This is a genomic window from Mitsuokella apri (genome assembly GCF_047974105.1).
GTDB lineage: Bacteria > Bacillota > Negativicutes > Selenomonadales > Selenomonadaceae > Mitsuokella.
In genome coordinates this window covers 217,637-239,043 of record NZ_JBHYRS010000002.1, presented here as the reverse complement: position 1 = coordinate 239,043, position 21,407 = coordinate 217,637, and the positions used below count along the sequence as shown (strand labels likewise).

General features: G+C 55.0%; 22 protein-coding genes. 21 read left to right on the top strand and 1 reads right to left on the bottom strand.

Annotation, left to right across the window (positions count from 1 at the left end; all coding sequences use genetic code 11):
- The first annotated feature begins 1 nt into the window (after position 1).
- The 4 genes from pyrE (at position 2) to ACE419_RS04065 (ending at position 3,248) form a co-directional block, all read left to right on the top strand.
- The gene (gene pyrE, locus ACE419_RS04080; RefSeq protein ID WP_435721248.1) at positions 2–580 is read left to right on the top strand and encodes an orotate phosphoribosyltransferase; all 579 of its coding nucleotides are present in this window, start codon (positions 2–4) and stop codon (positions 578–580) included.
- 358 nt (positions 581–938) lie between these two features.
- Positions 939–1,544 carry a DUF1847 domain-containing protein gene (locus tag ACE419_RS04075; RefSeq protein ID WP_435721099.1) on the top strand — a complete coding sequence of 202 codons (606 nt, stop codon included), beginning with the start codon at positions 939–941 and terminating at the stop codon, positions 1,542–1,544.
- Positions 1,545–1,650: 106 nt separating this feature from the next.
- On the top strand, positions 1,651–2,076 hold the full coding sequence (locus tag ACE419_RS04070; protein ID WP_435721098.1) for a hypothetical protein: 426 nt from the start codon (positions 1,651–1,653) through the stop codon (positions 2,074–2,076).
- Positions 2,077–2,243: 167 nt separating this feature from the next.
- On the top strand, positions 2,244–3,248 hold the full coding sequence (locus tag ACE419_RS04065; protein ID WP_435721097.1) for an SLAC1 family transporter: 1,005 nt from the start codon (positions 2,244–2,246) through the stop codon (positions 3,246–3,248).
- 121 nt (positions 3,249–3,369) lie between these two features.
- On the opposite strand, the gene ACE419_RS04060 is transcribed toward ACE419_RS04065, so the two are convergent.
- The gene (locus ACE419_RS04060) at positions 3,370–4,227 is read right to left on the bottom strand and encodes a DUF134 domain-containing protein (protein ID WP_435721096.1); all 858 of its coding nucleotides are present in this window, start codon (positions 4,225–4,227) and stop codon (positions 3,370–3,372) included.
- Positions 4,228–4,580: 353 nt separating this feature from the next.
- Between ACE419_RS04060 and ACE419_RS04055 the strand changes: the two genes are divergently transcribed.
- From ACE419_RS04055 to speD, 17 genes are all read left to right on the top strand, one after another.
- Positions 4,581–5,909: a purple acid phosphatase family protein gene (locus ACE419_RS04055; RefSeq protein ID WP_435721095.1), complete on the top strand. Its 1,329-nt coding sequence runs from the start codon at positions 4,581–4,583 to the stop codon at positions 5,907–5,909.
- 213 nt (positions 5,910–6,122) lie between these two features.
- Complete coding sequence (locus ACE419_RS04050) at positions 6,123–8,114, top strand: molybdopterin-dependent oxidoreductase (RefSeq protein ID WP_435721094.1); 1,992 nt, start codon at positions 6,123–6,125, stop codon at positions 8,112–8,114.
- Between the two features lie 29 nt (positions 8,115–8,143).
- A complete protein-coding gene (locus ACE419_RS04045) occupies positions 8,144–9,310 on the top strand; it encodes an MFS transporter (RefSeq protein WP_435721093.1) in 1,167 nt (388 codons plus the stop codon).
- A 307-nt stretch (positions 9,311–9,617) separates the two neighbouring features.
- Positions 9,618–11,678 carry an EAL domain-containing protein gene (locus ACE419_RS04040; RefSeq protein WP_435721092.1) on the top strand — a complete coding sequence of 687 codons (2,061 nt, stop codon included), beginning with the start codon at positions 9,618–9,620 and terminating at the stop codon, positions 11,676–11,678.
- Positions 11,679–11,788: 110 nt separating this feature from the next.
- Positions 11,789–12,466, top strand: coding sequence for a response regulator transcription factor (locus ACE419_RS04035; protein WP_435721091.1), 678 nt, complete (start codon positions 11,789–11,791; stop codon positions 12,464–12,466).
- Complete coding sequence (locus tag ACE419_RS04030; RefSeq protein WP_432647594.1) at positions 12,466–13,770, top strand: sensor histidine kinase; 1,305 nt, start codon at positions 12,466–12,468, stop codon at positions 13,768–13,770. The genes ACE419_RS04035 and ACE419_RS04030 overlap by 1 nt, the downstream gene beginning before the upstream one ends.
- A gap of 137 nt (positions 13,771–13,907) precedes the next feature.
- Positions 13,908–14,339 (top strand): hypothetical protein, encoded by a 432-nt coding sequence (locus ACE419_RS04025; RefSeq protein WP_432647595.1) that lies wholly within the window; start codon positions 13,908–13,910, stop codon positions 14,337–14,339.
- A 105-nt stretch (positions 14,340–14,444) separates the two neighbouring features.
- Complete coding sequence (gene trmL / locus ACE419_RS04020) at positions 14,445–14,927, top strand: tRNA (uridine(34)/cytosine(34)/5-carboxymethylaminomethyluridine(34)-2'-O)-methyltransferase TrmL (protein ID WP_432647596.1); 483 nt, start codon at positions 14,445–14,447, stop codon at positions 14,925–14,927.
- A 74-nt stretch (positions 14,928–15,001) separates the two neighbouring features.
- Positions 15,002–15,919: a UDP-N-acetylmuramate dehydrogenase gene (gene murB, locus ACE419_RS04015; RefSeq protein WP_435721090.1), complete on the top strand. Its 918-nt coding sequence runs from the start codon at positions 15,002–15,004 to the stop codon at positions 15,917–15,919.
- 309 nt (positions 15,920–16,228) lie between these two features.
- Complete coding sequence (gene ylxM, locus ACE419_RS04010; RefSeq protein WP_432648452.1) at positions 16,229–16,594, top strand: YlxM family DNA-binding protein; 366 nt, start codon at positions 16,229–16,231, stop codon at positions 16,592–16,594.
- Between the two features lie 61 nt (positions 16,595–16,655).
- Positions 16,656–18,029 (top strand): signal recognition particle protein, encoded by a 1,374-nt coding sequence (ffh, locus tag ACE419_RS04005; RefSeq protein ID WP_432648453.1) that lies wholly within the window; start codon positions 16,656–16,658, stop codon positions 18,027–18,029.
- A gap of 39 nt (positions 18,030–18,068) precedes the next feature.
- On the top strand, positions 18,069–18,344 hold the full coding sequence (gene rpsP / locus ACE419_RS04000) for a 30S ribosomal protein S16 (RefSeq protein WP_432648396.1): 276 nt from the start codon (positions 18,069–18,071) through the stop codon (positions 18,342–18,344).
- 14 nt (positions 18,345–18,358) lie between these two features.
- A complete protein-coding gene (locus ACE419_RS03995; RefSeq protein WP_432648397.1) occupies positions 18,359–18,586 on the top strand; it encodes a KH domain-containing protein in 228 nt (75 codons plus the stop codon).
- 98 nt (positions 18,587–18,684) lie between these two features.
- Positions 18,685–19,116: a YlqD family protein gene (locus tag ACE419_RS03990; protein WP_432648398.1), complete on the top strand. Its 432-nt coding sequence runs from the start codon at positions 18,685–18,687 to the stop codon at positions 19,114–19,116.
- Positions 19,088–19,669 carry a ribosome maturation factor RimM gene (rimM, locus tag ACE419_RS03985; protein ID WP_435721089.1) on the top strand — a complete coding sequence of 194 codons (582 nt, stop codon included), beginning with the start codon at positions 19,088–19,090 and terminating at the stop codon, positions 19,667–19,669. Before ACE419_RS03990 ends, rimM begins: the two co-directional genes overlap by 29 nt.
- Positions 19,659–20,387, top strand: coding sequence for a tRNA (guanosine(37)-N1)-methyltransferase TrmD (trmD, locus tag ACE419_RS03980; protein ID WP_435721088.1), 729 nt, complete (start codon positions 19,659–19,661; stop codon positions 20,385–20,387). The genes rimM and trmD overlap by 11 nt, the downstream gene beginning before the upstream one ends.
- Positions 20,388–20,548: 161 nt before the next feature.
- Positions 20,549–21,340, top strand: a complete 792-nt coding sequence (gene speD, locus ACE419_RS03975; RefSeq protein ID WP_432648497.1) for an adenosylmethionine decarboxylase — start codon at positions 20,549–20,551, stop codon at positions 21,338–21,340.
- Positions 21,341–21,407: the final 67 nt, after the last annotated feature.

The window sequence follows — 21,407 nt, the reverse complement described above, 5'->3', positions numbered from 1 at the left end:
TATGACGGAAGAAGAAGTAAAAGAGCTCCTCATTAAGACGAATGCCATCATGAACGGCCATTTTCTGCTGACGTCGGGCCTGCACAGCCCGCATTATGTGGAGAAGTTCAATGTGCTACAGCATCCGAAATACACGCAGCAGCTCTGCGAGGCGATGGCGGAAAAATTTAAGGACGCGAATATCGAGACGGTTGTCGGTCCGATGACGGGCGGCATCCTGCTCGCACATGAGACGGGCAAGGCTCTTGGCACGCGCGCAATCTTCACGGAGCGCGTGAATGGCAAGATGACGTTCCGCCGCGGCTTCCACCTGCATCCGGGTGAGCGTTGCCTGATTGTCGAGGATATCGTGACGACGGGCGGCTCCATTAAGGAAGTCATCGATGTCGTCAAGGCCAATGGCGGCGTGCCGGTGGCCGTGAGCATGCTCGTGGACCGCAGCGGCGGCAAGGTCAATTTCGGCGATGTGCCGTGCACGGCGCTCTTACATCTCAATGTTGAGACGTACAAGCCGGAGGACTGCCCGCTCTGCAAGCAGGGAATCCCGATGACGAAGCGCGGTTCGACTGGAAAAAAATGATATAATTGAGTCTCTTTCGAAGGATGTAAGGAGCAGTCAGTGGAAACTGGCTGCTTCTTTTTTTAGTACGCGGGACTAGTTCGATGAAAAAGGCGCTGACACAGGCTGTCTGACGTTACGCGTGGTTGTTGACTAAATTTATTTTTTGTCTTTTATGGCATCCTTACAAAAGAGCTAAACGCACTTCGTTTGGACGGACGCTCTTTTGCAAGGGTTCTGGCGGACAAAAAATAAATTCTTCACGCCAACAACCAAAGCTTCACTTACAGTCAGCCTATGTCAGCTTACTGCCCTTGCTCTCCAGTCATTGTCATGATACGATAATAATATAAAGTAGATTGAAGAAGGAGAGATTGCGATGAAGTGCGATTGCGCGAATTGCCCTACGCATGTCTGCTATACGAAGGGCGTGAACTGTACGGGGGTGCCTGCCGATGAGGTGCTGACGGAGTATACGGAAGAAGAGCGCAGGATCATGAAGGCCGCGGCTTATGTCGAGGGGACGTTTTACAGCAATATCACGCGGCTGCAGGAGACGGCGGAGTTTGCGAAGGCGATGAGGTATAAAAAGCTCGGCATGGCGTTTTGTATTGGGCTCAATGAAGAGGCGCGTTATATCGCGCGGTTTTATCAGCAGCAGGGGTTCACGTTTTACAGTGTCTGCTGCAAGAACTGCAGTGTGGCAAAGAAGGAACTCGGACTCAAGCAGGTGAAGCCGGAGCTTTCGCATGAGGCGATGTGCAATCCGAAGATGCAGGCGAAGTTCCTCGCGGAGAAGGGCACGGAGCTGTATATTTCGTGCGGGCTCTGCGTCGGGCACGATGCCCTTTTCAACAAGAGCTGCGAAGGGCCGGTGACGACGCTCGTGGTGAAGGACCGGCTGCTCGCGCATAATCCGCTCGGAGCGATTTATTCGCGTTATTGGAAGCGCAAGCTCGGCATCATGGAGCCGGGGGAGGTCTGATGGTGTTTACAAGGTGTTAACATGCTGATAATGTTTTGGAGTCTGAAATCCTCTATAATGTAAAGTGTAGAAAGTAAATAGGGTTATTTTAGAGGGGGCCTCCTCAATGAAAAACGCATTTCCAGCGATGCATTGTCACTGCTTCAAGGACATCAGCCTGAAATCACAGCGCAGGATGATGCAGGATGCGGCGCGCGGCAAGTGGTATAATCTCGTCCGTCTGCGGGATATTCCCGCCTTTGCTGCGTGGCTTACGGATGATTTCCATGAATGGACGCAGCAAAGTCCGGATGTGGGGGAGGTCCTCAGGGCACATAAACATGGCATGACGATTGTGGTCTATTACGACGGGCGCCGGACAATATGCGGCCGCCATGTCATGCTGCTCTGGCATACATTCTGCTGTTTCCGCGAGGACATTCTGAACGGCACGGCGCCGGGTTCTTATGAAGAACATGAGGAAAATACGGAAAGCAGCGCGGGCAGCGAAAATCTTGAGGAGAGTGCATTGCCGGAGCTGAAAGAAGCCTGATTTACGTCAATGGAGCATATATGGGTATGAAGGACAGGTCATGGTTTCATCTCTTAACCTGTGCAGGGGATGAAACGATGGCCTGTTTTCTTTTGTTGTTTGTCCTCCCAGTATGTTATAATATAGTTCATTGGTAGGTTTTGGGATTTTGGAAAGTGTGTATCTTTATGGCAAAACAGATGAAGTCCCTTCGGGAACCTCAAAATAATGGGCTGAAGGGACTGGATGATGAGGAACAGGAGCCAAGGCCTTATGCGGCGGTGAGTTCGATCAGCATGACGCTCGGCCTTTTTGCCCTTGGCATTGCCTGGCGCCGGGCGGGGCTGATTTTGGGGCTGCCTCGGGAAATCGGCGAGGGAATTCTTGCGTTCACGTTTGTGCTCTGGCTCTTCTTGCTTGCGCATTATGCCGGGCAGATTCTGAGAAGTCCGCACGGGGCAGGTCGGGAGTTTTCTCTGCAGCTGGAGAATCCGTTCTTTACGCTTGTGCCGATTACGACGGGGCTTGCAAGCGTCGCTTTGTCACCGTATCTGCCGGATTTTTCAAAAATCATGCTGGTCATTGGCGTTGTGGGGCAGCTTGGCTTCAGCTCGTATCATATCGGCAGCCAATGGCGCGGCAATACGCCGCTTGCGATGGAGACACCGGCGATGTACATGCCGACGGTCGGCGCGAATTTTGCTTCGGCCATTGCGCTCGGTGCTTTTGGCGAAAATGAATGGGGCTATCTCTTCTTTGGCGCGGGTTTTCTCTCTTGGATGAGTCTTGAAGCGGCGTTCCTCTTTCGCCTGCGCACGGCAGAGCCCATGCAGCCAAAGGAACGGCCGCTTATGGGCATCCAGCTTGCACCGGCTTTTGTCGGCAGTTCGGCTTATCTGTCGTGCAATGGCGGGCAAATCGATGCCGTCGTCTTAGGGCTCATCGGCTACGGTCTGCTCAATCTCTTTTTCCTGCTGCGGCTCATCACGTGGATTTTGCGCATTGGTCTCTCGATGTCGCTTTGGGCGTTCTCTTTCGCCATGGCCTCGATGGTCAATGTCGGTTTTCAGCTCTGGCACGCGGAGATAACAGGTTCTTTCCAAATGCTCGGCATGGCCTTCGTTGTCTGCGGGACCTCGGTTATTGGCCTGCTGCTTTTTGGCACGGCGCGGCTGGTGGCTGCACGCAAGTAAAATTAGAACAAGTAAAAAAGACACTCCTTCTCAGCCAAATTATGGCGCAGGAAGGGGTGTCTTTTCTTTTTATGTTTTTATTCGTTTTTTGCGCAGCTGACCAAAAAGCAGCGCGAGCTGGTTATTTGTGCTGGCCGCAGCCATGTCCGTGCTGACCTTGTCCATTATGCTGGCCGCAGCCGTGTCCGTGCTGACCATGTTCATGATGTTCGTGGTGGCTGCAGTGGACGGCGGGGTCGTAGTTGAGGGTGCCTTTGAGGAAGTCTTCTGCGGCTTTGTCGGCATTTCCCGAGGCGCCGCCGTAGAGGGTGATGCCGGCACTGCTGAGGGCCGACTGGGCGCCGGCGCCGATGCCGCCGCAGATCAGGGTGTCGACGCCGTTTTGCTGCAGCAGGGTCGCGAGGGCGCTGTGACCGGCTTCGCCCGCGGGCAGAATCTCCGAAGAGATGATTTTTTTATGGCCGACTTCATCGGCAATCGTGTAGACTTTGAAGGCCTGTGTCTTGCCGAAGTGCTGGAAGATATTCTGCGTGTTTTCGTCGTAGGTGATGGCGAGTTTCATGGGAAAGACTCCTTTCTGATACGGGATACTTTGATAAGCAGCCTGTGCAGGGCCCTTGGCATCATCGGGCAGATGATGAGGGCAGGAGGCTGTGCTTTGGCGGAAGGGGCAGGACAGGTCGGGCATTTCCCGGCAGAAAGCGTAGCTGCCGCCCGCGAAATGCAGGGGCCGCCCTTCGACGAGGGCCGCGGTCAGGCGTTTGCGCGCCGAGGCGTAGAGGGCCTGTACGGTTGTGCGGGCCACGAGCATCTGCGCGGCGCATTCTTCCTGTGTCAGCCCTTCGTAGTCGAGCAGGCGCAGGCATTCGTATTCCTCAAGCGTCAATGTGACGGGCGGCCTGCCCGTCGGCGGCTCGGGGCCAAACGCACGGAACTGCGGCCTTTGGCAGATGCGGCGCTTCTTGCAGGGTCTTGCCATCGTATCCTTCCTTTCCTTTTTCTTGGGGTTTTAGCAGTATTTTTATTGACATATGTCATTTATTACTTTTATTATAGTTCATTTACGACATATGTCAATAACTAAGATGAAACAGAGTGCATACTATGCTTATCCTGCATCATGCACTCTGTGCAATAGGCATTTCACATAAAAGGGATTCCTGCGTATAATGAAAGCATGAGGAAGGGATTTTCAGGCAATATGAAGTTTCTTTCCATATAATAGGATAAGAAAAGAAGGGCGGCAGTGCTGCAGGATGCATGATAAGAATTGCGGTGCTGCCCGTTGAATCGGAATAAGATCGCAAGTTATTGCATGAAAGGGAATTGATTATGAAGCAGGATAAAGATACGCAGGAAAAGAAAGGCAAAAGCGGGCCGAGAATGTCGCGCCGGAAGTTCCTCGCCATCTGCGCAGGGGCCATTGTACTGGCGGGCGGCGGCTGGGCGCTTTCGCGCAACGAACTTGCAAACCGTCTGGCAGGCCGTGCCATGGGTGCGGCACAGGGCAAGCTGCCCATCGACTATGTGCGGCAGGTCATCGCGGCGGACAATGAGCACGCGCGCACGATCATGTGGCAGTCGGACTCGGCCATGCGTGAGCCGGCCGTCGAATACCGCCTGCAGGGCGGGGAAAAGGTCTCGTCTGTCAAGGCAAAACAGGAGACTTTTACCGATGACGGCGTGACGGTCGAGCTTTATACGGCGGGCCTCTGCGGGCTTGAAGCCGGTCAGAAATACGAATACCGCATCAAGGCCGATGGCGAGGCCGACGACTGGCACAGCCTGCAGACGGATGACGGCGGGGATTTTTCCGCGCTGATTTTCCCCGATTCGCAGTCAAATGACTATTCGGACTGGAAAAACCTTGCACAGAACGCCGCAAAGCGCAATGAAGATGCGGATTTCTTCATCAACATGGGCGACCTTGTCGACAACGGCGAGGACCATCGCCAGTGGGATGCGTGGTTTGACGCCGTCGCGGGCATCATTGACCGCATTCCGGTCGCGCCGCTCATGGGCAACCACGAGACGTACAACGAGGACTGGAAAGTCCGCGAGCCTGTGGCTTACCTCAAAGAATTTGCCCTGCCTCAAAATGGCAGCGAGGAATTTGCGCGCCGCTATTATTCGTTTGACTACGGCGAGGCCCATTTCATCGTGCTCGACACGCAGACGGACGAGGCTGCGGACTTCCATCAGGGGCTTCTCGAGACGCAGCAGGCATGGTTCCGCGAAGATGTCAAAAAGACTGATAAGAAGTGGAAAATCGTGCTGATGCACAAGGACCCGCTGCAGTACCGCATTGCGAATCGTCCGGAACGTCAGGAGGGCTTTTCCGACGAGGGCCGTGCGTGGATGCCGCTTTTCGATGAAGCGGGCATTGACATCGTGTTTTCCGCGCACCTGCATACGTACCGCAACCGCGGGCATATCAAAAATTTCCAGCGCGACGAGAGTGGCCCTCTCTACATCCTGACGGGCGTTGCCGGCAATGTGCGCTATCCGGGGCTCTGGGTCGACCATGCTCTCGATAAAGTCGTCGCGCCGCAGCCGGAGACGGACAATTACCTGACGCTGGCCGTCAAAAATAGCATAGCTGAGATTGCCTGCTATCTGCCCGATGGTACGGAAATCGACCACGAGACGTTGAAAAAATAAAATCAAACTGCAAAACAGGTAGGCTGTCTGCTGACAGGGAGGATGAATCTTCCATCAGCGGACAGCCTTTTGTGATGGAAGTCTTATAGGATATGTGTGTTCTATGGTATAATGAAGGCACTCATAACGTAAAATACGTAAAATGGATTTGTATTGGCTTACGAAGGCCTGAAGTGAATTTTGAGAAAATCCGAGATTTCTGGAGTGATAATTATGCATATTTGTACCTCAGTCTGCCCATACGACTGCCCGGATGCCTGCGGTCTTTTGGTGACGGTGGAGGATGGGCGCGTCATCCGCGTGGCAGGAGACCCTGACCATCCGTTTACGCGCGGCACGCTCTGCCCGAAGATGGCCCATTACGAACGGACGGTCCATTCGCCGCGCCGCCTGACGACGCCCCTGCGCCGCGTGGGGAAAAAGGGCAGCGGCGAGTTTGCGCCGCTTTCCTGGGATGAGGCCTTGAAAATCATCGCGGACAAGTGGCGGCATATCATCAAAGAATACGGCGCGGAGGCCATCCTGCCGTATTCGTATGCCGGCACGATGGGCATTGTCCAGCACGATGCCTATCACGGTCTTTTCTATAAACTCGGCGCCTCGGAGCTTGATCGGACCATCTGCGCGCCGGCCAAGGGCAGGGGCTTTCAGGATGTCATGGGACGCACGCTGCCGACGGCGCCGCAGGAAGCACAGAAAAGCGACTTCATCATTCTTTGGAGCATCCACATGCTGGCGACGGATATTCATTTTCAGCATGATTTAAAGACTGCGCGGCAAAATGGCGCGAAGATTTACTGCATCGACACGTACAAAAATAAAACAGCCGCATGGGCCGACTGCTTTATCGCCGTGCGTCCCGGCACGGATGGCGCGCTGGCCCTCGGCCTGATGCACGTCTTGGCACGCGAAAATCTTACGGACGAGTCTTTTCTTGCTCAAAATGTCATTGGCTGGGAAGAGCTGCGCCGCGAAATTCTGCCGAAGTACACGCCGGAGAAGACGGAAGAGCTGACGGGCGTGCCGGCTGAGACAGTCATAGAGCTTGCGAGGATGTACGGCCAGGCAAAAGCCCCGTTTATAAGGCTCGGCAGCGGTCAGTCGCGCTACCGCAACGGCGCTATGACCTCGCGCCTCATCACCTGCCTGCCCGCCGTTGTCGGGGCCTGGGGCAAACAGGGCGGCGGCCTTTTGACCTCGGCCAGTGCTTCGAAGGCCTATGACAAGAGCATTGTCCGTCATCCCGAGTGGCGGCAGGCGGGCAGGCGCGTCGTCAATATGTGCCGGATTGGCGAGGCCCTGACGCGCGATGACAGCATCCGCAGCCTCTATGTCTATTCGTCGAATCCCGCGTGCACGGCTCCCGACCAGAATCAAGTAATCAAAGGGCTTAGCCGCGAAAATCTCTTTACGGTCGTACACGAGCGTTTTTTGACGGATACGGCGCGCTATGCCGACATCGTCCTGCCGGCCACGACTTCGCTTGAACACGACGATGCGTATTATTCTTACGGCAATTACACGATTCAGTGCGGCTTTCAGGCCATTCCGCCCGTCGGCGAGAGCCGTTCAAACTGGGAAGTCGCCTGTGCTCTGGCCCGCGCGATGGGCATCGAAGACCCGTTTTACCGGCAGTCGGCGAAAGACCTCGTCGAAAAACTCATCGCGACGACCTCGGTCTGGCCGGAGCCCGTCGACAGGGAACTCTTAAAATCGGGCAGACCGACTCCGCTCACCCTGCCTGCCGACTACAATACGTCGTTTGCGACGAAGTCGGGCAAAATCGAAATTCGCAATGACGAACTGACGCCGGCTCTGCCCGATTACCTGCCTCTTGCGGAGGACAAGGGCGAGCTGGCTTTCGTCAATGCCCCCGATATGCGCATCCTCGATTCGTCATTTAACGAGCGCGATGAACTCACAAAAGGGCAGACGATGCTCTTATTCATTCATCCCGAGGACGCCGCCCGCTTTGATGTCCATGACGGCGAGACCGTAACCCTTGCCAATGAGCGCGGCAGTGCCGACTTCACGGCCAAAATCTCGACGTGCACAAGCAAAGGGCAGGTTGTCAGCGAGGGCGTCTGGTGGCAGGAACGCGTCAAGGGGGAGCATTCCGTCAACGTCCTGACATCGCAGAGGCTGACGGACGAAGCCGACGGCAGCACGTTCTACGATGTGCGCGTCGACCTGCATAAAAAATAGAAAGCAAAGGAGTATTTGAGAAACTTTTTATGGAAGCAAAGGAAAATCATACAGTTGAAACAAGCACAATCGGCGTGCCCGAGCAGTGGTCGACAAGGGCGTTGTTTTTTGTCGGCGGCTTCGGCTCGGCCTCGTGGGCACCGCTCGTGCCTCTTTTAAAGCAGCGCCTGGCCATTGCCGAGGACACACTCGGCCTGCTGCTTCTCTGCATCGGCATCGGTTCGCTGCTGACGATGCCGCTTTCAGGCGCTTTGGCCGCAAAATTCGGCTGCCGCAGGGTACTGACGACAGCAGGGGTTCTCATGGCCCTGATGCTGCCGATTCTCTGCCTTGTGCCTTCTTTTTGGAGCGCGGTGCCGGCCTTGCTGTTTTTTGGCGCCGTGATGGGCAGCATCGATTCCGTGGTCAACATTCAGGCCGTCATCGTCGAGAAGGCTTCGGGACGCCGCCTTATGAGCGGCATGCACGCGCTCTGGAGCATCGGCGGCTTTGTCGGGGCCGGACTTTTCGGCGTCTGGGTCAGCATGCTAGGCCTCACGCCGATGGCTTCGACGCTCATCGCTTCGGGCATTATGATTCTCGTGACGGCCATCGCCGCGCGCCATCATCTCAACTTTGGCGGCGACCCGGGCGGCAAGCTGCTGGCCATGCCCCACGGCATCGTCGTCTTTGTCGGCATCATCGCCTGCATCGCTTTCCTCGTCGAAGGCGCTATGATGGACTGGGGCGGCGTCTTTTTGACGACGGTGCGCGGCTTTGACCTGTCGCTTGCGGGCACGGCCTTTACGGTCTTTTCCGCGGCGATGCTCATCATGCGCCTGTTCGGCGACCGTCTCGTGCAGCGTTTTGGCCAAAAAGTCATCATCATCGGCGGCTGCGCGCTGGCGTTTCTGGGCTTTCTGCTCGTCATTCTCACGCCGAATGCATTTTTGCTCTTTGCGGGCTTTTTCTGCATCGGCATCGGCAGTGCCAATGTCGTGCCTGTCTTCTACACGATGCTCGGCCGTCAGCATGATATGCCGATTAACCTCGCCGTGCCGGCTGTCAGCACGCTCGGCTACCTCGGCATCCTCGCAGGCCCTGCCGTCATCGGCTTTTTCGCGCATCAGACCAGCCTTTTGGCCGCGTTCTGCCTTTTGGCCGGCCTTGTCCTGCTCGAAGCCCTGATGGCCGCACTGACATTCCGGCGCATTTAAAATCAATATAGAAACGGCACAAAGCAGGCCATTGCTGAAGGTGGCCTGCTTTTTTTGCATAAAAGGCAGGATTTCTGCAGGAAAGAACGAATTGAAAGAACGAATTGTAATATATATGAATTTTATAATGAAAGAATGAAATCTTTGCCATGAGGTACGGTTTCTTTTATTTGGGGATGTTTAAGAGACTGCATGGCCTGTTTGGGGATGCGTTAACATGGATGAGATGGATAAAACAGAGGCAAAAGATAACATAGATAACATAGCAGAGAATCAGCAGGAAGAACAGAGAGCGGGGGAGACGCCCATGAACAGGCAGATTCATGAACGCGATGTCGAGGCAGAGTTCGAAGCCTTGCGCAAAAAATACGATTTAGTCCGGCTGGTGAATCCGGAGGAGTGCCATACCTTTCAGGTCGGCAAAGACCGTTCGTATCATTACGGGCCGAACTGTTACTCCGTCTGGCGCAGCACGAACCGCTGCCGCAACTGCACGAGCCTTCGGGCCCTGAAGACGGGCATGGAACTTCGCAAGACCGAAATTAAGGACGGGGACCTTTACTACATCATCTCGCGGCTCATTGAGATTCTGCGCGAGGACGGCGCGGTTTTTCCGTGTGTCATCGAGATGCTGCGCATCGAGAAGGGAAAGGGCATGACCAAGGACAATCACCATGCTGTGCTGCATGAGGGCATTGACGCCCAATCGTTTGCCGAGGCCCTGCGCACCTTGATGCAGAATCTGCCGACCGGCATGATCTGGTTTAATCTCGAGCACGAGTGCATTTACGCGAACAGCGAGGCCTTCCGCCTGTTTGGCGTGCAGGATGATTTGGAGAAGCTCGGCAAAATTCTGCGCGAATGGTTCCAGCAGGGGACGTTTTCTTCTTCGGATGCGGCGACCTGGATTCAAAAGTACGGCGGCAAGCCGGATGCCGCTGTCTTTCAAATCTGCCGGTATCCGCTCAACGATGCCCAGGGAAAGGATATTGGCACGTACTTTCTCATCAGCGACTGCACGCAGGACCAGAAGAATATGGACCTCGAGCATTTTGGCACGATGCACGACGGACTCATGGGCATTTACAACAAATACGGTTTCTACCGTCAGGCCCGCAAGAATCTCGAGCAGTATCCGGACGAAAAATACCTGATGGTCTGCTCGAATTTCGGTGATTTCAAGCTCTTGAACGGCCTTTACGGCATGACAAAGGGCAATGAGCTTTTGATGCGCGTGGGCGCGATGCTGCGCAAGCACTATGGAGGCGACACGCGCACGGCGTACGGCCGCATCCGCGCGGACCGCTTTGCCATGATGGTGCCGGATAAACTCTTTGACCCCGATGCTTTCCTGAAGGAAATTGAAAATATCGTGCACGGCCAGCGGGAAATCCGCTTTGACCTGCAGATTACCATCGGCATCTGCCGGATTGAAGATGCGCTGACGCCGATTTCCGTGCTCTGCGACCGGGCATTTCTCGCCGCGAGTATGCTGAAGGGGCAGGAGAGCAACGGCTATGTCTGGTATTCGGAGAATATGATGTCGAACAGGATTCGCGACCGCGCCATCCTGAGCCGCTTTGAAGATGCATTGAAGAACGACGAGGTGCAGATTTTCCTGCAGGCACAGGTCGACGCGAAGACGCACCGCGTGCTTGGGGCTGAGGCCCTGTCGCGCTGGCTCCGCGGGGACGGCCGCATCATTCCGCCGAATCTCTTCGTGCCGATTCTCGAAGAACACGGCAAAATCTGGCAGCTCGACTACTATGTCTGGCGCGAGGCCTGCCGCCTTTTGAAGTCCTGGCAGCATACGGAACTGGCGGACCGCTATATTTCCGTCAATATCTCGGTCAAGGATATGTATTATCTGGACCTTTATGGGATTTTCACGGACCTCGTCGAGGAATACGAGATTCCGCCTGAGAAACTCGAGCTTGAAATCACGGAGACGGTCTTCATGGACAAGCCGAAAGAGGCGATTTCCCTGATACGCCGTCTCAAGGAATACGGCTTTGTCATCGCCATCGATGATTTTGGCAGCGGCTATTCGAGCCTGAGCTTTTTAAAGGACATTCAGGCCGATATTTTAAAGATTGATATGGGCTTTCTGCACAAGACGGAGCATCAGGAGCGCAGCCGCATCATTTTAAAATCCGTCATTGCGCTGGCCAGCGAGCTCGGCATGCCGACAGTCGTCGAAGGCGTGGAGACGGAGCAGCAGGTCCGTGACCTCACGGCGATTGGCTGCGATATTTTTCAGGGCTTTTATTTCTCACAGCCCATTCCCGTTGCGGAATACATCGAACGCTTCCAAGACGGCACGGCCGATGTTTCTCAGGCAGGAAAATCCCTTTCTGCCGGCATATAATATGTAAATTTTGAAGTCCTGAAGGCCCTATGGCTTTCAGGGCTTCAGTCTTTTTTCACAGAAGGCGTGTATATATAATAGAAGAATGATTATCTTGGGGAGTGATTGTGATGCGGGTTTTGCTGGCAGAGGACGACAAGCGTCTCGGAAAGCTTATCCAGTATATGTTGGAACAGAATGGCATTCAGGTCGAATGGGTGACGAACGGCAGCGATATTTACGAATACGCGATGTACACGGATTACGACATCCTGATTCTCGATTGGATGATGCCGGGCGAGACGGGCGTCGAGGCCTGCAGCCGCCTGCGCAAGAACGGCTACGAAAAGGCCATTCTGATGCTGACGGCGCGCGATTCCGTCGAGGACCGCGTGACGGGACTCGACGCCGGTGCCGACGATTATCTCGTCAAGCCGTTTGAATTTGCGGAGCTCATGGCCCGCCTGCGCGCCCTCGGCCGCCGCAGCACGCAGAAAATCCAGCAGGATGTCGTGGAAGTCGGCGAATTCACGCTGAACCGCACGGCCAAGGTCCTGAAAAAGAAGGACAAGGTCATCCAGCTCTCGCCGCGCGAATTCCAGATTTTTGACCTGCTCGCGCAGAATATCGGCATCGTCGTGCCGCGCGACATCATCCTCGACCGTATCTGGGGCCTCGAGTCGGATGTCAGCTCGAACAACATCGATTCGTACATGAAGATCCTGCGCAAAAAGCTCGACCTCGGCGACGGCGGCACGGTCATCAAGACGGTGCGCGGCGTCGGCTATAAACTGGAGGCCAAGAGCTGATGGCGCAGAATATCTTCGGCAGCAGCCGGCGCAAACTGACTATCCTGTACTCGATCGTCATGATCATTTTCCTCGTGGTCCTGCTTTTTGCGATGCATAAGACGATGGAATGGTCCATCACGTCGGAGCAGGCCCGCGAACTTCAGGATACGGCCAGCAATGTCGCAGAGGCACAGGAGTATTTCAACCAGCATCCGGAAATCGTGCTCGACGATACGATTGCCTACAAGAGCACGAATGACCGCCTGTTTTTCTATGTCTTTGACGAGGACGGGCGGCTCCTGAACTTTGCCCGCGCATCGTTTCGCATCGAGCCCTTTATCCTCGACACGATTGCGCAGAACAAGGTGACGCCGGGCGAGGTCACGGTCTACAGCAAGCAGGGCACGGAAAACACGCGCAAGGCGCGCATCATGATGACGGCACAGCAGGTCCGCGACGATGAGGGCAATGCCACGCAGACTGTCTATGTCGGCAAGGATGTCACGGCCATGTACAACGGCATGGAAAAGGCGACGTATGCCCTGGCATTCCTCGGGGCCGTCGCCCTGCTCATCGCGATGGTCGTCGGCCACATTTTGTCAGGCAAGGCCATGATTCCCTTAAAACAGGCTTACGAAAAGCAGCGGCAGTTTGCGGCCGATGCCTCGCATGAGCTCAGGACGCCTTTAGCTGTTGTCATGGCTTCGGCCGACCTTTTGCAGAACGACCCCTCTATCCAGTCGCCGTTTTTAAAGCAGGTCATTGAGGACGTGCGCGATGAGGTCAAGAAGATGACAAAGCTCGTCAGTGACCTCTTAGTCGTGGCGCGCAGCGACAACAAGGCACTGAAGCTCAAGCCGCAGAAATTCAACCTCTCATCGCTCATCGAGCAGACGGCAAGGCTCATGCAGCCTCTGGCCGACCAGAAGAAGATTGACCTGCAGGCCGCGCGTCTGCCTAAGGTCGAGATTCAGGCCGATGAGCAGAAAATCCGTCAGCTCGTGCTGATTCTCGTCGACAACGCCGTCAAGTACACGCCGGAGGGCGGCAAGGTACGCGTGCGCTATGAAAACACGGAAAAGGGCAAGGTCCGTTTTGCCGTCAGCGATACGGGCATCGGCATCGCCAAAGAAGACCAGGCCCGCGTCTTTGACCGCTTCTACCGCGTCGACAAGGCCCGTTCGCGCGAAATGGGCGGCAACGGCCTCGGCCTCGCCATCGCGCAGGAAATCGTCCACCTGCACAAGGGACGCATCTGGATTCAGAGCGAACTCGGCAAGGGCACGACCTTCTTTGTGGAACTGCGCACAAAAATGAAATAAGCACGAAATCCGCATAAATATAAGAAAAATCCTGTCAGAAAAAGATTTCCGGCAGGATTTTTTTCATTGCAGCACGAAATAGAGAAATTGGAAAACGTTGCAAAAAAGATGATTCTGATTCATCAAGGGGAGTGTTTATGATGAAACATGCAAACTTCGATGGACGGTTGGACGGAATCATGGTACGTGCAGCAGTCCGCCTTCATGAACGCATGGCTTTTGCCTTTGCGCGCGGCGTGCTCGGAGATTATCTGCGCAGGATCGGCCTCGCGTCTGAGCTCGGCCTCGGCCGCCAGCACAATGCGAATCTCTCAGAAATCGAAGACAGGGCCCTTATGCTGCTCGCGGAGAAGCTTCGCCGTGCCCGCAAAACCGGCACCTTGAAGAGCCAGCTGCAGAAGTTCAATATGAGCGAACTCCTGCAGGCCGGCGCGGGCCGTTCTCCCCGCAGGGAGTGGGCCGACATGCGCAAAACCGCAAAATCGGCAGAAACGACAGAAACAAGAGAAACAGCAGAAGCGGAAACGCGCGGCAAGGTCATTCGAGGACCTTTTATGGTCAGCAAATGAACAGGGCCTAAAAAGTACAACAATGGAAGCAGTCTTGTAATTTATGGCGGGATTCGCTATAATAATGTGGTTATAAAAATTAGATTAATTCGAGGTGTAACACCATTGCATATCGTACTGATTGAACCGGAAATCCCTGGCAACACGGGCAATATCGCGCGTCTCTGTGCCGGCACGGGCATCGAGCTCCATCTCGTAAGGCCGCTCGGCTTTTCGACGGATGACAAGCACTTAAAGCGCGCCGGCCTTGACTACTGGCCGCTCGTGAAGGTCCATTACCATGATAATTTTGAAGAGGTCCAGAAACTTTACGCCGGCCATAATTTTTATTATCTCTCGACGAAGGCCCCGCGTTCGTATACGGAAGTCTCGTATACGATGAATGACATGCTGGTCTTTGGCAAGGAATCCGCGGGCATCCCCGAGACCATTCTCAAGGCCAACTGGGACCGCTGCGTGCGCATTCCGATGATTGCACAGGCACGTTCGCTGAACCTCTCGAACTCCGTGGCCGTCGTGGCCTACGAGGCCATGCGCCAGCTCGACTTCGCGAACCTCGCAGAAGAGGGGCCGGGACTTCATATCTAGTCTTTTCCTCGGGGATACGCTATTATAATAGAAGGAAAAGGCTTTTGTTACAGAAAAAGATAGGATGACGATAGATGATCGATAAGAATTTTGTAGAAAAATGCAGGGCCTTTGTCGAGCCGAACCGCTTTCGTCTCGATGAGCCGATGAAGCTGCATACGACGTTCAAGATTGGCGGCCCGGCGGACTGCCTGATTTTCCCCGCTTCACTTGAGGAAACAGAGAAGGTGCTTGCGCTCGTGCACGAGTACAAGCTGCCGCTGACGATTCTCGGCAATGGCTCGAATGTGCTCGTACAGGACAAGGGCATCCGCGGTGTCGTCGTGAAATTTGCGCGCCCGATGGCCAAAATCCGCCACGAAGGAAACCGCATCATCGCGGGTGCCGGCGCACTTTTAAAGGACGTCTCGGAAGCTGCCGCCCAGAATGGCCTTACGGGCCTCGAATTCGCCTGCGGCATTCCGGGCAGCATCGGCGGTGCGATTTTCATGAACGCCGGCGCCTATGACGGTGAGATGAAGAATGTCGCCGACGTCGTGCGCACGGTCGACCGCGAGGGCAAGATCCACACGTACAGCCGCGATGAACTCGAACTCGGCTACCGCCACAGCCGCTTCCAGGACAACGGCGAGGCCATCGTCGAAGTCGAGCTGCTCTTAAAAGAGGGCGACATGAAGGCCATCCGCGCGAAGATGGACGACTTCACCGAGCGCCGCGAGAGCAAGCAGCCGCTCGAGATGCCGAGTGCGGGCAGCACGTTCAAGCGCCCGAAAGGCTATTTTGCCGGCACCCTGATTCAGGAAACGGGTCTCAAGGGCCTGCAGGTCGGCGGCGCGCAGGTCTCGACGAAACACGCGGGTTTTGTCGTCAACGCGACGGGCGAGGCCACGGCAGCCGACGTCCGCGGCCTCATTCACGAGGTCCAGCAGCGCGTCTACGCCAAGCACGGCGTCATGCTGCACCCGGAAGTCCGTATCATCGGTGAAGCCTGATATGGTTCTTATTCAGAAAATCTGATAGCCCAAGCACCTAGGCAACTGAGTGGCTGAGAAGTAAGGCCATTGGGGTATAGCCATAAGCGAAGCTTCAGCCTGCTGCGCGTAGCGTTGGCTATGTCCCAAGGGCACCTCGATACATAGAAAATTTCGGAGACTGCTGCGAATCTGACTTTCGCGGCAGTCTTTTTTTGACTTTTTTTATTGTGACAAGGAAAAATGCTTGACAGAGCCTGCAGGCTCCGCTATAATAACGTATGTCAAGCAAAAAGCCTTGGCACGATATTATGATTAAGGTGGGGCAGGATGGAGCAGCTTTTATATTTGTCGGCGCTGTTTGACTTTTACGGGGCGCTCTTGACAGAGAAGCAGCAGGAATGCCTCAAGATGCATCTCTTTGAGGATTTTTCCCTGTCGGAGATTGGCGAAGAACTCGGGATATCCCGTCAGGCCGTCTACGACAACATCCATCGCTCTGAAAAGGCCATGGAATCTTACGAAGAGAAGCTCGGGCTGGTCGCGCGGTATCAGCGGGAACGCGCCGTGCTGGCCGCTGCCTGCAAGAGCATTCAAGGACTCAGGACGGAAAAAAACAGCCAGACGGTTGACGATGTCCTCGCGCGCCTTGTGCCGCTTCTCGGCAGCAGCACCGCTCTGTCGCAGGGGAATTGAGAGATTCTCCTGCCGCAAAAGTCCAGCAGTAAGTTTCAGAAGTGGCCAGGAGGTATGATTTGTGATTTTTGAAAGCTTATCGGACAGGCTTCAGGCGACTTTCAAGAAACTTCGCGGCCATGGCAAGCTGACGGAGGACGATGTCAATGAAGCGATGCGCGATGTGCGCATGGCTCTGCTCGAAGCCGATGTCAACTTTAAAGTAGTCAAACAGTTCATCAAGACCGTCAAGGAACGCGCGATTGGTCAGGATGTCCTCGAGACGCTGACGCCGGCACAGGTCGTCATCAAGATTGTCGATGAAGAGCTCACGAAGCTCATGGGCGGCACACAGAGCCGCATCAACATGAGCCCGAAGCCTCCGACAATCATCATGATGGTGGGTCTGCAGGGCGCCGGCAAGACGACGTCTGCCGGCAAGCTCGGCCTGGCCCTCAAGAAACAGGGCAAGCGTCCGCTGCTCGTCGCCGCCGATATTTATCGTCCGGCCGCCATCACGCAGCTGCAGGTCCTCGGCAAACAATTAGACATCCCCGTCTTCTCGATGGAGCAGGGCACGGATGCCGTGACGATTGCGAAAAGCTCGATTGACTACTCGCAGTCGCATGCCTGCGATGTCGTCATCATCGATACGGCCGGCCGCCTGCAGATTGACGAAAAACTCATGCAGGAGCTTAAGGACATCAAGTCCGAGGTTCATCCGCATGAAATCCTGCTCGTCGTCGACGCGATGACCGGTCAGGAATCCGTCAATGTCGCACAGACGTTCAACGAGACGCTCGGCCTCGACGGCGTCGTCATGACGAAGCTCGACGGCGATGCCCGCGGCGGTGCCGCACTTTCCGTCAAAGCCGTCACCGGCGTACCGATTAAGTTCATCGGTCTTGGCGAGAAGCTCGAGCCGCTCGAGCCATTCCATCCAGACCGCATGGCCTCGCGCATCCTCGGCATGGGCGATGTCCTGTCGCTCGTCGAAAAGGCTCAGGCGACTTTCGACATGGAAGAAGCCAAGAAGATGGAGAAGAAGCTTCGCAAGGACGAGTTCACGCTCGATGACTTCCTCTCGCAGATGCAGCAGGTCAAGAAACTCGGCTCGCTCGACAACATCCTCGGCCTGATTCCGGGCATGGGCGGGCTCAAAAAGCAGCTTGCCGGTCAGGACATCGACCTCGACGGCAAGGAAATGCGCCAGATTGAGGCCATCATCAAGTCGATGACACCGAAAGAGCGCGCCAACATCAACATCATCAACGGCAGCCGCCGCAAACGCATCGCGATGGGCTCCGGCACGCGCGTGCAGGACGTTAACAAGCTTTTAAAGCAGTTCGGCGAAATGAAAAAGATGATGAAGAAAATGAAAAAGATGCAGAAGGGCAAGAAAGGCATGCCGAATCTCGGCGGCCTCGGTCTTCCGAAACTGCCGTTCATGCATTGATTTATAATTTTTATCCCATTTGAAAGGTGGTGAATTCACATGGCAGTAAAGATTCGTCTGAACCGTATGGGTGCAAAGAAGAATCCGTTCTATCGCATTGTTGTCGCTGACTCCCGCTCTCCGCGTGATGGTCGTTTCATCGAGGTTCTCGGTAACTACGATCCGTCCCAGAATCCGGCAGTCGTCAACGTTGACGAGGATAAGGTTCTCGATTGGATGAACAAAGGTGCTCAGCCGACCGATACCGTTAAGAATCTCCTCAGCAAACAGGGCCTTATGGCTAAGTTCGCTGAAGCAAAGAACGCTAAGAACTAAGAGAGGCTTGCAGCATGAAAGAACTTGTTGAAGTTATCGCAAAGTCCTTGGTAGATCATCCCGAAGATGTTCGCGTGGAAGAAAAACAGCAGGGCCGTGAGGTCGAACTTGACCTCCACGTGGCTGAGGATGATATGGGTAAGGTCATCGGCCGTCAGGGACGCATCGCGAAAGCCATGCGTACAGTTGTCAAGGCCGCAGCCACCCGGGAGAACAAAAAAGTCTCGGTTGAGATTATTTAAAGAGAAGCGGCATCGCCCCGCTGTACATAAGTACAGGAAAGAGGGCTTTGCCGCTTTTTATATGCTTACCTATTTATATAGCAGAAAAGAGGCAGATTATGAACACGATTTCGCTCAAGATGCCGGTGACGATCAAGGCAAAAGTCACGGAAAAGCTCAAAGAGAAAATGATCAAGGACCTCGATGAGGGCATCCAGCGCGCCGAGCTCGAGATTCAGCAGCTCCGCATTCAGGAAAAACGCGTCCTCGACGAGAACGGCCCGGCTAATCCGGACGAGCCGACGCCGCAGGAAATCCAGCGTTTAGGTGCCATTCAGCAGCATTTCGGTCAGGAGCAGCAGAAGCGCGCCGAGTACCGCGAGCAGGCTCTTGCCCAGAAGGAAAAGACGGAAAAACTCAAAATCGGTTCGGAAATCGTACAGGGCACGCTCGAGCGTCAGGTCGAGGTCAAAGTTGGCGACGACATGCGCGAGCTCATGAACGTGGAAGTGCTGGTGGAAGATGACAAGATTATCGCCATCCGCGGCTAATAACAGGGGCCTCAAAGCTTCGAAAAAGGGCCAGCAGCCGAAAATCGACATGAAAAACCGCGTGACGATTGGCAAAGTCGGTGCCGCCCACGGCATCCACGGCGAGATGCGCATCATCCCGCTGACGGATTTTACGGACCGCTTTGCCGGCATGAAGGAAGTCATGGTCGGCGATGAGCTGCTGCACATCGAGAGCTGCAAATACCACAAGCAGTTCGTCCTGCTGAAATTCCGCGAATATCCGGTGCGCGAGGACGCGATGCGCCTGACGGGCCGGCTGCTGACGGTCGACCGCAGCGAGGCTGCTCCCTTGGAAGAGGGCGAGTTCTACACGTTTGACATCATCGGCCTGAAGGTCCTCGATGAAAGCGGCGAAGAGCTCGGCACGGTCGAAAATGTCCTGCGCACGGGCAGCAACGACGTCTATCAGGCACGCCGCACGGACGGCAGCGAGCTTTTGATTCCGGCACTCAAGGCCGTGGTCAAAAAAATCGATGTCAAGGGCGGTATTATGGTCGTAACGATTCCGGAGGAGGCGGACGATGCGCATTGACATGGTCACGCTTTTCCCCGAGATGTTTGCAGGCCCCTTTGGCGACAGCATCACGAAACGCGCGGTCGAAAACGGCATCCTCGACATCCACTTCACGAATTTCCGCGATTTTTCCTTTGACAAGCACAAACACGTCGATGACTCGCCGTTTGGCGGCGGGGCCGGCATGGTTTTAAAGCCCGAGCCGATGTACCGCGCTGTGCGCGATGTGCTGGCAAGGACCGAGGAATTTACGGGGAACCGCCGCGTGCTGATCATGGACCCGTCGGGGCCGGTCTTCACGCAGGAAAAGGCGAAGGAACTTGCAAAGTATGACCAGCTCGTCTTTATCTGCGGCCATTACGAGGGCTTTGACGCGCGGATTTATCCGCTTGCGGACGAGGCCATCTCGATTGGCGACTTCGTGCTGACGGGCGGCGAGCTGCCGGCCATGGTCATCACGGACGCCGTCTCGCGCATGCTGCCGGGCGTTCTCGGCGATGAGGATTCCGCACCGACTGACTCGTTCTACGACGGCCTTTTGGAGTTCCCCCAGTACACGCGGCCGCGCGAATTTGAGGGCATGGCCGTGCCTGAGGTGCTGCTCTCCGGCGACCACGCGAAAATCCGCGAATGGCGCCGTAAAGAGTCCCTGCGCATGACGAAAGAAAAGCGTCCGGACCTGCTTGAGAAAAAGGAACTCAGCGAAAAAGACAAAGAATTCCTGCGCGGTTTATAAGGGATTCTGTAACATAGAATTTACTTGTTCAGGCAGGTAAAATTTGCTAAAATAAAGCTAAAGTTAGCAGATAGGCCATGGCTTCTGAGAGCCGTGGCCTATTTTCATAAAAGACGTAAAAACAGAAACGAATGACAAAGGGAAAGGCAGGTTTTGGCGGATTGGAGGAAAAGCTGAAGCTGTACGGCTTCAATAACCTGACGAAGGCATTGAGCTTCAATATTTATGATATCTGTTACGCAAAATCGGAGCGGGAACAGCAGGATTATATCAAGTACATCGATGAGCAGTACAACTCGGAGCGTCTGACAAAAATTCTTTCGACGGTCACGGAGATGATTGGCGCGCGCATCCTAAATATCGCGAAACAGGATTACGACCCGCAGGGGGCGAGTGTGACGATGCTGATTGCCGAAGAGGAGGCCGTGGCTTCGGGGCGCAAAAAGCCCGTCGAGTCGGCCATCCTCGGCGATACGATTCTCGCGCACCTCGACAAGAGTCATGTCACGGTGCATACGTACCCCGAGTTCCATCCGGGCACGAGCATCGCGACGTTCCGCGTCGATATCGATGTGGCGACGTGCGGTGAGATTTCGCCCTTAAAGACGCTTGATTATCTGATTGCACAGTTCGACTCGGATATCATCACGATGGATTACCGCGTGCGCGGTTTTACGCGCGATGTCGACGGCCGCAAGCTCTTCATGGATTCGAAAATGCGGTCGATTCAGGAGTTCATCAAACAGGAGACGCTCGACCGTTACGATGCGGTCGATATCAATCTCTATCAGGCGAATCTTTTCCACACGCGCATGCTCATTAAGGAGCCGAAGCTGCAGAATTATCTCTTTAACACCGATATCTATGAGATTCCGCCGAAGGACAGGCTCGCGATCAGCAACAGTCTGCGGCGCGAAATGATTGAGATATACAGCGGGAAAAATCTGTACTGACATCGAGGAACGAAGGCGGCCGTAGCGGGTATCCAACGCTACGCGCGGCAGGCCGAAGCTTCGCTTA

Coding starts and splice junctions, on each gene's coding strand:
- pyrE (WP_435721248.1), top strand. CDS start 2: ATGACGGAAGAAGAAGTAAAAGAGCTCCTCATTAAGACGAATGCCATC.
- ACE419_RS04075 (WP_435721099.1), top strand. CDS start 939: ATGAAGTGCGATTGCGCGAATTGCCCTACGCATGTCTGCTATACGAAG.
- ACE419_RS04070 (WP_435721098.1), top strand. CDS start 1,651: ATGAAAAACGCATTTCCAGCGATGCATTGTCACTGCTTCAAGGACATC.
- ACE419_RS04065 (WP_435721097.1), top strand. CDS start 2,244: ATGGCAAAACAGATGAAGTCCCTTCGGGAACCTCAAAATAATGGGCTG.
- ACE419_RS04060 (WP_435721096.1), bottom strand. CDS start 4,227: ATGGCAAGACCCTGCAAGAAGCGCCGCATCTGCCAAAGGCCGCAGTTC.
- ACE419_RS04055 (WP_435721095.1), top strand. CDS start 4,581: ATGAAGCAGGATAAAGATACGCAGGAAAAGAAAGGCAAAAGCGGGCCG.
- ACE419_RS04050 (WP_435721094.1), top strand. CDS start 6,123: ATGCATATTTGTACCTCAGTCTGCCCATACGACTGCCCGGATGCCTGC.
- ACE419_RS04045 (WP_435721093.1), top strand. CDS start 8,144: ATGGAAGCAAAGGAAAATCATACAGTTGAAACAAGCACAATCGGCGTG.
- ACE419_RS04040 (WP_435721092.1), top strand. CDS start 9,618: ATGAACAGGCAGATTCATGAACGCGATGTCGAGGCAGAGTTCGAAGCC.
- ACE419_RS04035 (WP_435721091.1), top strand. CDS start 11,789: ATGCGGGTTTTGCTGGCAGAGGACGACAAGCGTCTCGGAAAGCTTATC.
- ACE419_RS04030 (WP_432647594.1), top strand. CDS start 12,466: ATGGCGCAGAATATCTTCGGCAGCAGCCGGCGCAAACTGACTATCCTG.
- ACE419_RS04025 (WP_432647595.1), top strand. CDS start 13,908: ATGATGAAACATGCAAACTTCGATGGACGGTTGGACGGAATCATGGTA.
- murB (WP_435721090.1), top strand. CDS start 15,002: ATGATCGATAAGAATTTTGTAGAAAAATGCAGGGCCTTTGTCGAGCCG.
- ylxM (WP_432648452.1), top strand. CDS start 16,229: ATGGAGCAGCTTTTATATTTGTCGGCGCTGTTTGACTTTTACGGGGCG.
- rpsP (WP_432648396.1), top strand. CDS start 18,069: ATGGCAGTAAAGATTCGTCTGAACCGTATGGGTGCAAAGAAGAATCCG.
- ACE419_RS03995 (WP_432648397.1), top strand. CDS start 18,359: ATGAAAGAACTTGTTGAAGTTATCGCAAAGTCCTTGGTAGATCATCCC.
- ACE419_RS03990 (WP_432648398.1), top strand. CDS start 18,685: ATGAACACGATTTCGCTCAAGATGCCGGTGACGATCAAGGCAAAAGTC.
- rimM (WP_435721089.1), top strand. CDS start 19,088: ATGACAAGATTATCGCCATCCGCGGCTAATAACAGGGGCCTCAAAGCT.
- trmD (WP_435721088.1), top strand. CDS start 19,659: ATGCGCATTGACATGGTCACGCTTTTCCCCGAGATGTTTGCAGGCCCC.